We start from the raw sequence: 12,117 nt of genomic DNA on the forward strand, positions 1-12,117 counted from the left end.
GCGCCCGCCCCCGGCGCGCTGAGGTTCCCCGCACACTCGCCCTGCGGTTTTCCTCAGGCCGCCCCCGTAAGAACAAGTTAAGAACCGGACCGCCTCCGGCACGTCCTCCGCCGGGACGAACACCCCCTGGGCGCAACGGGGGAGTCTCCCTTAGGGGTTCTCCACCCTTCGGCGGAGAACGTCTCGGGGGCGCTTTCCCCGACCCTGCCCCCTCCCGCAGCGTCAGGTGCAAGTGAGAGGGTGTCCCCCGACGAAATAGATGCATAGGGAATGCATGCGGGCGGCTGCCCGCGGACAGAGCAGGGGGAGCTTCCGGTGGCCGAGCCGACGACCACGACCGCCAGCGCGACCACGACCGCCACGGCCCCGCGCGGCCGCGGCCCCGTCGTCGCCGCGCTCATGCTCGGCATGGGCCTGGCCGCCCTCGACGGCACCGTCGTCGCCACCGCCGTCCCGCAGATCGTCGGCGACCTCGGCGGACTCTCCGTCTTCTCCTGGCTGTTCTCCGGCTACCTGCTCGCCGTCACCGTCACCCTGCCCGTGTACGGCAAGCTCTCCGACACCTTCGGCCGCAAGCCGGTCCTCATCACCGGCATCGTCCTCTTCCTCATCGGCTCGCTGCTGTGCGCGGCCGCCTGGAACATGGCCTCCCTCATCGCCTTCCGCATCGTGCAGGGCCTCGGCGGCGGCGCCCTCCAGGGCACCGTCCAGACGATCGCCGCCGACCTGTACCCGCTGAAGGAACGGCCCAGGATCCAGGCGAGGCTCTCCACCGTGTGGGCGACCTCCTCCGTCGCCGGACCGGCCGCCGGCGGTCTGCTCGCCGGATACGCCGACTGGCGGTGGATCTTCCTCGTCAACATCCCCGTCGGGCTCCTCGCGCTCTGGCTCGTCGCCCGCCATCTCGTCGAACCCGCCCGACCCAAGCCCGCCGACGGCGCCGAGCCCCGCCGGACCGTCGTCGACTGGCCCGGCGCCCTCGCCGTCTTCGCCACCGGCGCGCTGCTGCTCACCGCGCTCGTCCAGGGCGGCGTCGCCTGGCCATGGCTCTCCGCCCCCTCCCTGGGCCTGTTCGCCGGCGCGCTCGTCCTCGGCGCGGTCACCGTCGTCATCGAACGGCGCGCCGCCGAGCCGATCATCCCCGGCTGGGTGTGGCGCCGGCGCACCATCGCCGCGGTCAATCTCGCGCTCGGCGCGCTCGGGCTGCTCATGGTCGCGCCGACCGTCTTCCTGCCCACGTACGCCCAGGCCGTCCTCGGCCTCGGCCCGATCGCCGCCGGGTTCGTGCTCTCCGCGATGACCCTGAGCTGGCCGGTCACCGCCGCCTTCGCCAACCGCGTCTACAGCCGCATCGGCTTCCGTCTCACCGCCGTCCTCGGCATGACGTCCGCGCTGCTCGTCCTGCTCGCCTTCCCGCTGCTGCCGTTCCCCGGCGAGCCCTGGCAGCCCGCGCTGCTGATGCTGCTGCTCGGCGCGTCTCTCGGCTTCTTCCAGCTGCCGCTGATCGTCGGCGTGCAGGCGACCGTCCCGTACGGGGAACGCGGCACCACCACCGCGTCCGTGCTGTTCTGCCGCCAGGTCGGGCAGAGCGTGGGCGCGGCCCTGTTCGGCGCGATCGCCAACGGGGTCCTCGCCGCCCGCCTCGGCAGCGCCGGCGACCTCGACTCCCTGGCCCGCGCCCTCGACACCCCCGGCGCGCTCACCGCCTCCGCCGCCGACCACCTGCGCCGCGCGGTCGACGCGGCCGTCGACTACGTCCACATCGGCGCAGCCATCGCCGCCGCCCTGTCCCTGCTGGCCCTCCTCACCCTGGCCCCGCGCCGCTTCCCGGTCCTGAAGGAGGCCACGGAGGGAGCGGCGGCGGACAAGCCGGCCGAGGAACCGGCCGCGTAACGGCACCTGGCTCGTACGGCCACCCCGGCTGGTACGGCTCGTACGGCCACCCCGGCTCGTACGGCTACTCCGCCTCCTCCGCCGGCTCCGGCGCACCCGCGTCCCCTGCGCCCCCGGCGTCCTCGGGGGCCTCCTCCCGCAGGACCCGGCCCGTCAGGGACGCCAGGCTGTTGCGGACGTGGGTCATGTGCGCCTGGGTGGCCTCGCGGGCCGTGGTGTGCTCGGCGAGGATGCGGTCCGTCTCGCACTCCACGCGCTCGCAGGTCGCCCGGGCCCCGGCGAGCAGCTCCCCGGCGCGGACCTCGGCGGCCTCCTGGCGGCGCCGCGCGCTCGCCTCCGCCTCCGCGAAGGCCCGCTCCGCCTCCGCGAGTTCGGCCTGCGCCGCCGCGACCCGCTCGCTGTGCCGCGCGGCCCGCTCCTCCTCGCGCGCCCCCGCCGCCCCTTCCTCCTCCGCCCGCCGGGTCGCCTGCTCCTGCTCCCGGGCATCCACCAGCGCCGCCGCCCGCAGCCGCGCGTCCCCGACCGCCGTACGCGCCTCCTCCCGCAGCGCGGCCGCGTCGCCGCGGGCCCCCGCCCGTACCGCCGCCGCCTCGCCGTGCGCGACCCGCAGCAGCTCCTCCGCGGCCAGGTCCGCCGCCGCGACCGCCTCGTCCGCCTCCTCCCGGACGGCGTCCGCACAGTGCTCCGCCGCCGCCCCGGCCTCGTCCCGCAGCGCCCGCGCCTCCTCGGTCGCCGCCGCGACCAGTACGGCCGCCTCCTCCTCCGCCAGGACCAGCAGCTGCCGGGCCCGCTCGCCCAGCGCGGCGTACCGCTGCGGTCCGAGCCCGTCGGCGCGCTCGCGCAGCCGCGCCGCCTCCTCCTCCGTCTCCCGCGCCAGCACCGTCAGTCGGGCGGCCCGTTCCCAGGCGGCGTCCCGGTCGTCGCAGAGCGCGGCGAGGAAACGGTCCACCTGCGCGGGCCGGTATCCGCGCCCTCCTCGGACGACGGCGAAGGCCTGCGGCTTCGCGTGCGGCTTCCTCATCGGCGGAGCCCCTCTCGTGAGCGGAACCCCCTGCTCCGATCTTGCGGGATCGCACGGAACCGTTCACGGCCCGACACTCGGGGCAACGCGAACACCGCCGCCGGACAACCCGAAGGGCCCGGTCCGCAACCGGACCGGGCCCTTCACACGCTCATGAATCACATGCTCGCGAATCACACGCTCACGAACGGGCACACCTCACAGCAGCCCATCCCACATCTGCTCCAGCAGCACCGACCACCAGTTCTCCGGCGACGCCAGCGCCGCCGGGTCCAGCATCGCCAGCTGCGCCTGGAAGTCGACCGTCCACCGGCCCGCCTGTTCCGGCGTCAGACCGAACCGCAGCCGCCACATCCGGCCCAGCAGCGCCATCGAGCGGGTGAACTCCGGCAGCCCCGTGTTCACGAACTGCGGCGGCAGGCACCGCCCGTCCGGACCCGGCTCCACCGGCACCGCCACGATGTGCGCCGTGCCGTACTGGACACAGATCGCCTTGCCGAAGTCCGAACCGAGCACCAGGTACGAGCCCGCGTCCGACGGCGGCTGGATCTGCCGCTGCGCCGCCAGCTCCGCCAGCGTCGGCACCACGGGCTGCGCCGGCTGCGCCCAGAAGAACGGACCGAAGTCCGCCGGCAGACCCGCCCACACCAGCGTCACCGCCACCACCTCGGGCACGCCCTGACGGGACACCGCCCGCTGGTCGAACCGGCAGATCGCCGGCCCGAACGCGCCCGCCAGCTCCTGCGCCACGCCCTCCGGCGGAACCGGCGGCGCCGCCGGCACCTGCTGCAGCGGCGCGCGCACCGGCGCGGGGCGCGCCGGACCGTCCGCCACCTGGTGCAGCTCGCCCTGGTGGGTCAGCAGTTGCTGCATGCCCTGCTGCCGGCCCGCGTGGTCACGGCCGTACGGGGCGATGTTGGTGATCCGCGCCTGCGGCCAGGTCTCACGGATCATCCGCGCGCAGTAACCGCCGGGCAGCTCGCAGGACTCCAGCTCCGTGTGCAGCTCGAGCACCTGCTGCGGCGGCACGTTCATCGCCCGCAGCTCGTGCAGGATCTGCCACTCCGGGTGCGGGGTGCCGGGCGCGGAGCGCCGGATGATCTGCGCCTCCGAGCCGTCGGGCGCGCGGTAGCGCAGCACCGCCTGGTAGCCGGGGCCGACGGTCGGCTGACCGGTCGGCTGCGGCGGGAACGGAGCGGCGCCGGCCGGCCCGGGCATGCCGGGAGCACCGGGCACGCCCGGCGGAGGAGCGGGCGGCGGAGGCGTGCCGGGACCGCCCTGACTCGGGCTCGCCAGCATCGTCGCCGCGTGATGCACCGGCTGCGCCGGAGTACCGCCGCCACCCGGGACACCCGGAGGCGCCGGCGGCGGAGGCGTGCCCGGGGCACCCGGAGCGCCGGGCGGGCCCGGCGGCGGAGGCGGCGTCGCCCCGCCCCCGCTCTGGTTCGGGTGCGCCAGCATCGTCGCCGCGTAGTGCACCGGCTGCGCCGGAGTCCCGCCACCGCCCGGGACACCCGGAGGCGCCGGCGGCGGAGGCGTGCCCGGGGCACCCGGAGCACCGGGCGGACCCGGCGGCAGCGGCGTGCCGGGACCACCCTGGCTGGGGCTCGCCAGCATCGTCGCCGCATGATGCACCGGCTGCGCGGGCGGCGGGGGCGGACTCGGCTGCCCGGGCGGCGTCGGGCCGTCGGGCCCGAGCTGCGACACCAGTTGCGTCGGTACGTACGCGTCGGCTCCCGGCGCACCGGGAACGCCCGGCGCTCCGGGCACGGGCGGCGGGGTCGGTGCGCCGTGAGGCACGCCCTGAGGCACGCCCGGCGGCACGACGCCCTGCGGCACGCCCTGAGGAGCACCCTGCGGCGCGCTCGGCGGGGGCGCGTCCGGCAGCAGTCCCGGCTGGTGGATCTGCGTCCTCGGCAGCTGGCTGCCGCCCGACATCAGCGCCGTCGGCGTGTCCGCGCCGGTCACCGGCGGCGGGGTGTCGTCGTCGTCAGCACCCGACAGCGGCGGTGCGAACACCGTCGCCGGCAGCGGCACCGACACGTCGTCGCCGCCGGTCGGGCTGACGTCCGCCCACGCACCGCTGCCGCCGGCCGACGGAGCGGGCGGCGGCGTCGCCGACGGGGGCATCGGCGCCGGAGGCGGCGTACTGGCCACAGGCGCAGGCACCGGAGCAGGCGCGGGCGCGGGAACAGGCGCAGGCGCAGGCGCCGGCACCGCGGCCGGTGCCGGGGCAGCCGCCGGCTCGGCCGGCGACGCACCGCCGCCCGTGCTCCGCGCGTCCGGAATCCCCGCCCGGTCCGCCGCCTCCTGCAGCCACTCCGGCGGAGTGAGCAGGAACGACGTCTGGTTCAGATCGATCCGCTGCGGCGGCGCCGGCGCCGCCTCGGGCGCCTCGGCCGGCACGCCGTACTCCTCCTCGTACCGGCGGATCACCTCACCCACCGGCAACCCCGGCCACAACGTCGCCTCGCCGCTGTCCCGGGCGATCACCAGCCGCTGCCGGCCCCCGTCCGACGTCGGACCGTCCTCACGGTCCTCCGCCCACACCACGAAACCCAGCTCGAACTCCCGCACCCGCACCTCACGGTGCTGATACGCGGGCAGGTCGCCGTTGATCCACTCCTCGGCGCGCTCCTGCGCCTGGGCGAACGTCACCATCGAGCTCACACCCCCACCGCGACGACCTGCGCGAAGCCGCCGTCGACCATCAGGTTCGCCACCGTCTCAAGCTCCGGCGGATTGCCCGCGAGCCGCTGCAGGAAATCGTCGAAATCACTGCCGCACGGCAACAGCAGCCGCTCCGCCCGCTCCTGCACACCCAGGCCGTCCCGGTCCCGGGCGTCGTCGTACGCGCAGAACCACACCGAACCGACGCCCTCGCCGCGCACCTTCACCGCGAGGATGCCGCCCTGCACGAACGCGACGCCCAGGTAGTCCTTCGTCAGATGGTCCCGCAGACACTTGTTCACGTACACCAGGTCGTTGGCCCCGGCCTCTTCACGCACCGTGAAGAACGGCTGGTCCACGAGCAGGCCCAGCTCCGCGTCGAGCGCCGCGCCGAGCGGCGCGCAGCCGCCCGCCGCCTTCAGGAACGACCGGTACGCGCCCGGCAGGCGGTACCCCAGGTCCTCCTCCACGCCCTGCAACTGCTGTTCCGACACCGACACCCGCGCCTTCGGCAGCCCGAAGTGCGCCGGCCGGGTCTCCTGCAGCGGCCGCGTGCCGCGCTTGCCGTGATCCACAGCCGCCGTCGCCACACCGGCGTGGTGCCGCAGCAACGCCTTCACCTCGACCGGCACCAGCTCCATCCGCCGGGAGCGCGCCACGTGATGCCACGTCCAGCCGTGCGGAGTCGCCACCGCCGGGATCGTGTCCCACAGTTCGTGCCCCGACGCCGCCAGCGCCGCGTTCGCGGACACGTAGTCCGTCAGCCGCAGCTCGTCCACGCCGAAGCCCTCGGGCGGCTCCGCGATCTCCGCGGCCGCACGGGCGTACGGAGAGAAGTCCGGGTAGCCGTGCTCGTCCACCCGCACCCCACGAGGATGCCGGGAGGCCCGGACCGGATCCGGGAAATGCACGACCTGCCCGGCGTAGGCCGCGTTCGGTGGCGCGGCATCCTGCCCGAGCCGACCTGTCGTCATGGCGGTTGCCCCCTGAGCTGGCTGCTGGCTGATTCCGCACAGCCTATGCGGTGGCACCGGCGGACGCCCCGGCCGGAACCACCGGCCGCCCCTCCGTGACCAACTGTCACGACGGCATGACGCAGCCGTCATGAGTGCGACACACCGAACGGCACTTTTGTCCACCCAGCTTCCACACCGGGCAACCCATTTGGCAGGCTGTGCACGCAACTCGGGGGATTGCAGGAGGGGAAGCGAGCACAATGCACACAGCACGCCCACCGGCGCCGATGCCCACGCAGGGTGACCCACGCCTCAGCTGGAGCGCCACCGACACCACCCGCGCACCCGTACTGCGCCTCCGCCGCGACGGCATCCTGCCCACCGTCGGCGCCGCGCTGTCCGTCCGCGGCGAAACCCTGACCTGCACCGCCGGACGCGGCGACCAGGCCCCCGCCCTCCACCCGCTCGTCCAGGACTTCCTCGACACCCTCACCAGCGGCCAGCGGGAACGCTTCACCGGCCGCTGCCCCGAAGCCATCCTGCTCTCCCGCCACCTCACCGCCGCCGAGAACGGCCGCTCCCGACGCGCCCAGCGCAAACCCCTCACCCAGTCGGAAGCCCGGCGCTCGCTGAAGCAGGCCAAACTCACCGCCCGCCGCATCCGCGAGGACGGCGACCCCCTCCACGGCAGCTACGCGGCCCCCTGCCGCTCCTGCACGGCGATGCTCGCCCACTTCGGCGTACGCCCCGTCGACCCCACCGCCCAGAACGGCTGACCCGCACCGTATGCCCGATCTGAACACCACCCGCTTCCCCGTCAACGTCGACGCGGCCCTCCGCGAGGCGGGCTGGCAGCCCGGCCGATGGGACATCAAGCAGGCCGAGGAATGGGCCGACGCCCTGCGCGCCCATGTCTCCCCGGCCGGCCACCGGCACGCCGTCTTCCCGGCCGCCGTCGAAGCCTGGGCGGAGTTCGGCGGCCTCGGCGTCACCGGCCCCGGACCCGGCCGGCACATCGCCCCCGCCGCCGTACGCCTCGACCCGCTCGCCGGACTGCACCTCGCCCGCACCCTCGGCGACCTCGGCCGCGCGCTGGACACCGAACTCGCCCCCCTCGGCGAGGAGGGCGAGCACCACGCCGTACTCGCCATCGACTCCGAAGGCCGGGTGTACAGCCTCGACCACACCGGTGACTGGTACCTCGGCCGTGACATCGACACGGCGCTCACCGGCCTGATCACCGGCACCCGGCCGACGAGGCTGACGACGGACGGCTGACGACGGACCGCTGACGCCACGCAGAGGCCGACCGGCCCCCGCGCCGCCCCGGCGTGGGCCGTACTACGCCACCGCCCCCTGCGCCACCGGCAGCACCGCCGAGACCCGGAACCCGCCCGCGTCCGTCGGCCCCGACACGAACACCCCGCCCAGCCGGTTCACCCGCTCCCGCATCCCCACCAGCCCGTTCCCGCCGCTCGGCAACTGGGCGTCCGCCGCCCCCGCGTCCGACGGACCGTTCTCCACCTGCATCGCGACCTCGGCCTCCCGATGCGCCAGACGCACCACGACCCGCGCGCCCGCCGCATGCTTGTGCACGTTCGTCAACGCCTCCTGCACCACCCGATACGCAGTCCGCTCCACCTCCGCCGCGTACGAGCGGGCCTCGCCCATCACCGCCAGCTCCACGACCACCCCTGCCAGCCGGGACTGCTCCACCAGCTCCTCCAGGGCGTCCAGACACGGCCCGTCCTCCGCCGCCGCCTCCGCGGCGGCCGCCGCCGCGGCCAGACCCACCGCCGCCAGCGGTACGGGCTCGGGGGCCCGGGCCGGGGCCTCCTCGCGGAGCACGCCCAGCATCCCGCGCAGCTCCGTCAGCGCCTGCCGGCCCATGTCACCCACCAGCGCCGCGTTCTTCACCGCCTTCTGCGGATCCTTCAGCGCCACCGCCTGCAGCGCCGCCGCGTGCACCACCATCAGCGACACCCGGTGCGCCACCACGTCATGCATCTCGCGGGCGATCCGGGTGCGCTCCTCCTGACGCGCCCACTGGGCCCGCTCCTCGGCCCGGTCCGCCAGCAGCGACAGCTCCTGCTCCAGACTGTCCGCCCGCTCCCGCAGCGATTCCATGAGCCGCCGCCGCGCCCCGACGTACAGCCCCAGCAGCACCGGCGGAGCGTTCATGCCCAGGGTCAGGACGAGCGAGAGCAGTGGGACGTACCAGCCGCTCGGATCGAAGTCCTGCTGGTTGACGTCCGCCTGCATGACGTCCTGCCGCAGCCGCACCACGGTCACCAGGAACACCGCGGCCGTCGACATCCCCGCCAGCAGCACGGTGATCCGCCGCGGCACATCGGAGGCGGCGAGCGTGTACAGACCGACGAGCCCCATCAGGAAGCCCATCTCCGCCGGCGTCGTCGCGATCGACACCAGCACCACGGCGATCGGCCACCGCCGCCGCAGGATCAGCACCGCCCCGGCGACCAGCCCGAACAGCACCCCCACCGGCACCGGCACGCCCGCCTCGGCGGCGAACGGTATCCCCTCGATCGCGCACTCCAGCGCGGACGCCAGCCCCAAACCGATGTCCAACACCGCACTGCGGCGTCTCCCCCACCACCACCAGCCCCGCGCGGACCCACCCGCCGCGACCTGATGTGCCCCCGTTGCGGTCATGCATCCCAGACTACGGGCGGGGGCGACCGAATTTCCGGCAGCTCATCTGTCACTCGAACCGGCGAGTCCGTCGCGGATCTGTACCGTCGCATCGAAGGGGTCTGGTGCGGCATAGTAGGGGCTGCCGACTCGACGATCTAGCAAAATGTCCGGTTCGCTGAGGTTCCATCCCCCATGGTGTAATCAGGCAGCACTGCGGGTTTTGGTCCCGTATGTTCAGGTTCGAATCCTGATGGGGGAGCCAAGCAATTCGGGTCCCGACCTCCCCGGTCGGGACCCGTGCCCATTTCCGGGTGAGTACCCCCCGGTATCCTTCGGACGTCCACCACCCGAAGCCGAAGGGCATACCTGTGAGCGCCAACCGCCCGGTCGTCGTCGTACTCGCAGCGGGCGAAGGCACCCGCATGAAGTCGAAGACTCCCAAGGTCCTGCACGAGATCTGCGGGCGTTCGCTCGTCGGACACGTCGTCTCCGCGGCTCGCGAACTGGACCCCGAGAACCTCGTCGTCGTCGTGGGGCACGCCCGCGAGCAGGTGTCCGCCCATCTGGACGCCCACTACGCCGGGACCCGTACCGCCGTGCAGTACGAGCAGAACGGCACCGGGCACGCCGTGCGCATGGCGCTGCAGGAGCTGGGCGAGGCCCCGGACGGGACCGTCGTCGTGGTCTGCGGCGACACCCCGCTGCTGTCCGGCGAGACGCTGACCGCGCTGGCCGCGACCCACGCCGCCGACGGCAACGCGGTGACCGTGCTGACCGCCGAGGTGCCGGACTCGACCGGGTACGGGCGGATCGTGCGGGACGCGGGGACCGGCGCCGTCACCGCCATCGTGGAGCACAAGGACGCCTCCGACGAGCAGCGGGCGATCAAGGAGATCAACTCCGGGGTGTTCGCCTTCGACGGGCGGCTGCTCGCCGACGCGCTGGGCAAGGTCCGCACGGACAACAGCCAGGGCGAGGAGTACCTCACCGACGTGCTGTCGATCCTGCGCGAGGCGGGTCACCGGGTCGGCGCGTCGGTCGCGGGCGACCACCGGGAGATCCTGGGCATCAACAACCGTGTGCAGCTCGCCGAGGCCCGTGCCCTGCTGAACCGGCGGCTCCTGGAGCGCGCGATGACGGCGGGCGTCACGATCGTCGACCCGTCCTCCGTGCTCGTCGACGTGACGGTGACCTTCGAGCGGGACGCGATCGTGCACCCGGGTACGCAGCTGACCGGCGCCACGCACCTCGGCGAGGACGCCGAGGTGGGGCCGAACACGCGCCTGAACGACACCACGGTGGGCGCCGGCGCGCGGGTGGACAACACGGTCGCCGATTCCGCCGTGATCGGGGACCGCGCCTCCGTCGGGCCGTTCGCGTATCTCCGCCCGGGCACGAAGCTGGGCGTGAAGGGCAAGATCGGCACGTACGTCGAGACGAAGAACGCGGTGATCGGCGAGGGCACGAAGGTGCCGCACCTGTCGTACGTGGGCGATGCGACGATCGGCGAGTACTCGAACATCGGCGCCGCGAGCGTGTTCGTGAACTACGACGGCGAGAAGAAGCACCACACGACGATCGGCTCTCACTGCCGTACCGGTTCGGACAACATGTTTGTGGCTCCCGTCACGGTCGGGGACGGTGCGTACACCGCCGCCGGCTCCGTCATCACGAAGGACGTGCCGGCGGGCGCGCTGGCCGTCGCCCGTGGCCAGCAGCGGAATATCGAGGGTTGGGTGGCGCGGAAGCGTCCGGGCAGCGCGGCGGCTCAGGCCGCTCAGGCGGCTGCCGAGGTGTCCGACGGCGAAAGCTGACCGGAAACGGGTGCGTCGAACTCGGCGTACCGTGATACGTGCACACAAATTCGGCCGGCTCGCTCACGCGCAAGGGACGCTCGTGTTTCGCGGCCGGAGAAGACGTCTGAGGAGACAGTGCTGTGACCGGGATCAAGACGACCGGCGAGAAGAAGCTGATGCTCTTCTCCGGCCGCGCCCACCCCGAGCTGGCCGAGGAGGTCGCGCACCAGCTGGGCGTCGGTCTCGTTCCGACCAAGGCCTTCGACTTCGCGAACGGTGAGATCTACGTCCGCTTCCAGGAGTCGGCGCGTGGCGCGGACTGCTTCCTGATCCAGAGCCACACGGCTCCGATCAACAAGTGGATCATGGAGCAGCTGATCATGATCGATGCTCTGAAGCGGGCTTCCGCCCGGAGCATCACCGTGATCGTCCCGTCGTACGGCTATGCCCGTCAGGACAAGAAGCACCGTGGCCGAGAGCCGATCTCGGCCCGTCTGGTCGCGGACCTGATGAAGACGGCGGGTGCGGACCGGATCCTGACCGTGGACCTGCACACGGACCAGATCCAGGGCTTCTTCGACGGTCCGGTGGACCACCTGTCCGCCCTTCCGGTCCTGGCGGACTACGTGGGCGGCAAGGTCGACCGCGAGAAGCTGACGATCGTGTCCCCGGACGCCGGCCGGGTCCGGGTCGCGGACCGCTGGTGCGACCGTCTGGACGCGCCGCTGGCGATCGTGCACAAGCGCCGCGACAAGGACGTCGCCAACCAGGTGACGGTGCACGAGGTCGTCGGTGACGTGAAGGGCCGGGTCTGTGTCCTGGTCGACGACATGGTGGACACCGGCGGCACGATCTGCGCCGCGGCCGAGGCGCTGTTCGCGCACGGCGCGGAGGACGTCATCGTGACGGCGACGCACGGCATCCTGTCGGGTCCGGCGGCGGACCGTCTGAAGAACTCGAAGGTGAGCGAGTTCGTGTTCACGGACACGCTGCCGGTGCCGGGTTCGCTGGACATCGACAAGATCACGGTGCTGTCGATCGCGCCGACGATCGCGCGTGCGGTGCGTGAGGTGTTCGAGGACGGTTCGGTGACGAGCCTCTTCGAGGAGCACTGAGCCACGGCGAA

General features: G+C 73.4%; 9 protein-coding genes and 1 tRNA gene. 6 read left to right on the top strand and 4 right to left on the bottom strand.

Features of this window, described 5'->3' with window-relative positions:
* Window positions 1–315: 315 nt before the first annotated feature.
* Window positions 316–1,893: an MFS transporter gene (locus ACGFMM_RS07145; RefSeq protein ID WP_393643937.1), complete on the top strand. Its 1,578-nt coding sequence runs from the start codon at window positions 316–318 to the stop codon at window positions 1,891–1,893.
* Window positions 1,894–1,957: 64 nt separating this feature from the next.
* Here ACGFMM_RS07145 and ACGFMM_RS07150 read toward each other — a convergent pair whose 3' ends face one another.
* From ACGFMM_RS07150 to ACGFMM_RS07160, 3 genes are all read right to left on the bottom strand, one after another.
* The gene (locus ACGFMM_RS07150; protein WP_393643939.1) at window positions 1,958–2,914 is read right to left on the bottom strand and encodes a cellulose-binding protein; all 957 of its coding nucleotides are present in this window, start codon (window positions 2,912–2,914) and stop codon (window positions 1,958–1,960) included.
* Between the two features lie 198 nt (window positions 2,915–3,112).
* Entirely contained in the window at window positions 3,113–5,575 is a 2,463-nt protein-coding gene (locus ACGFMM_RS07155) for an SUKH-4 family immunity protein (protein ID WP_393644699.1), read from the bottom strand.
* Between the two features lie 5 nt (window positions 5,576–5,580).
* Window positions 5,581–6,558 (bottom strand): SMI1/KNR4 family protein, encoded by a 978-nt coding sequence (locus ACGFMM_RS07160; protein ID WP_393643941.1) that lies wholly within the window; start codon window positions 6,556–6,558, stop codon window positions 5,581–5,583.
* Between the two features lie 242 nt (window positions 6,559–6,800).
* On the opposite strand from ACGFMM_RS07160, the gene ACGFMM_RS07165 reads away from it, so the two are divergent.
* A complete protein-coding gene (locus ACGFMM_RS07165; RefSeq protein ID WP_393643943.1) occupies window positions 6,801–7,316 on the top strand; it encodes a YwqJ-related putative deaminase in 516 nt (171 codons plus the stop codon).
* Between the two features lie 10 nt (window positions 7,317–7,326).
* Window positions 7,327–7,818 (top strand): SUKH-3 domain-containing protein, encoded by a 492-nt coding sequence (locus ACGFMM_RS07170; protein WP_393643945.1) that lies wholly within the window; start codon window positions 7,327–7,329, stop codon window positions 7,816–7,818.
* 63 nt (window positions 7,819–7,881) lie between these two features.
* Here ACGFMM_RS07170 and ACGFMM_RS07175 read toward each other — a convergent pair whose 3' ends face one another.
* Window positions 7,882–9,213 (bottom strand): sensor histidine kinase, encoded by a 1,332-nt coding sequence (locus tag ACGFMM_RS07175; protein ID WP_393643946.1) that lies wholly within the window; start codon window positions 9,211–9,213, stop codon window positions 7,882–7,884.
* 168 nt (window positions 9,214–9,381) lie between these two features.
* Between ACGFMM_RS07175 and ACGFMM_RS07180 the strand changes: the two genes are divergently transcribed.
* From ACGFMM_RS07180 to ACGFMM_RS07190, 3 genes are all read left to right on the top strand, one after another.
* Window positions 9,382–9,457: transfer RNA gene (locus ACGFMM_RS07180), tRNA-Gln, on the top strand.
* A gap of 106 nt (window positions 9,458–9,563) precedes the next feature.
* Window positions 9,564–11,009 (top strand): bifunctional UDP-N-acetylglucosamine diphosphorylase/glucosamine-1-phosphate N-acetyltransferase GlmU, encoded by a 1,446-nt coding sequence (gene glmU, locus ACGFMM_RS07185; RefSeq protein ID WP_393643948.1) that lies wholly within the window; start codon window positions 9,564–9,566, stop codon window positions 11,007–11,009.
* A 122-nt stretch (window positions 11,010–11,131) separates the two neighbouring features.
* Entirely contained in the window at window positions 11,132–12,106 is a 975-nt protein-coding gene (locus tag ACGFMM_RS07190) for a ribose-phosphate diphosphokinase (protein ID WP_393643950.1), read from the top strand.
* The last annotated feature ends 11 nt before the right edge of the window (window positions 12,107–12,117 follow it).

The sequence above is a fragment of the Streptomyces sp. NPDC048604 genome, from assembly GCF_043199435.1.
GTDB lineage: Bacteria > Actinomycetota > Actinomycetes > Streptomycetales > Streptomycetaceae > Streptomyces.

What these genes read in the sequence shown, in the direction of transcription:
- ACGFMM_RS07150 (WP_393643939.1), bottom strand. Translation starts at nt 2,914, where the DNA reads ATGAGGAAGCCGCACGCGAAGCCGCAGGCCTTCGCCGTCGTCCGAGGA.
- ACGFMM_RS07155 (WP_393644699.1), bottom strand. Translation starts at nt 5,575, where the DNA reads ATGGTGACGTTCGCCCAGGCGCAGGAGCGCGCCGAGGAGTGGATCAAC.
- ACGFMM_RS07160 (WP_393643941.1), bottom strand. Translation starts at nt 6,558, where the DNA reads ATGACGACAGGTCGGCTCGGGCAGGATGCCGCGCCACCGAACGCGGCC.
- ACGFMM_RS07165 (WP_393643943.1), top strand. Translation starts at nt 6,801, where the DNA reads ATGCACACAGCACGCCCACCGGCGCCGATGCCCACGCAGGGTGACCCA.
- ACGFMM_RS07170 (WP_393643945.1), top strand. Translation starts at nt 7,327, where the DNA reads ATGCCCGATCTGAACACCACCCGCTTCCCCGTCAACGTCGACGCGGCC.
- ACGFMM_RS07175 (WP_393643946.1), bottom strand. Translation starts at nt 9,213, where the DNA reads ATGACCGCAACGGGGGCACATCAGGTCGCGGCGGGTGGGTCCGCGCGG.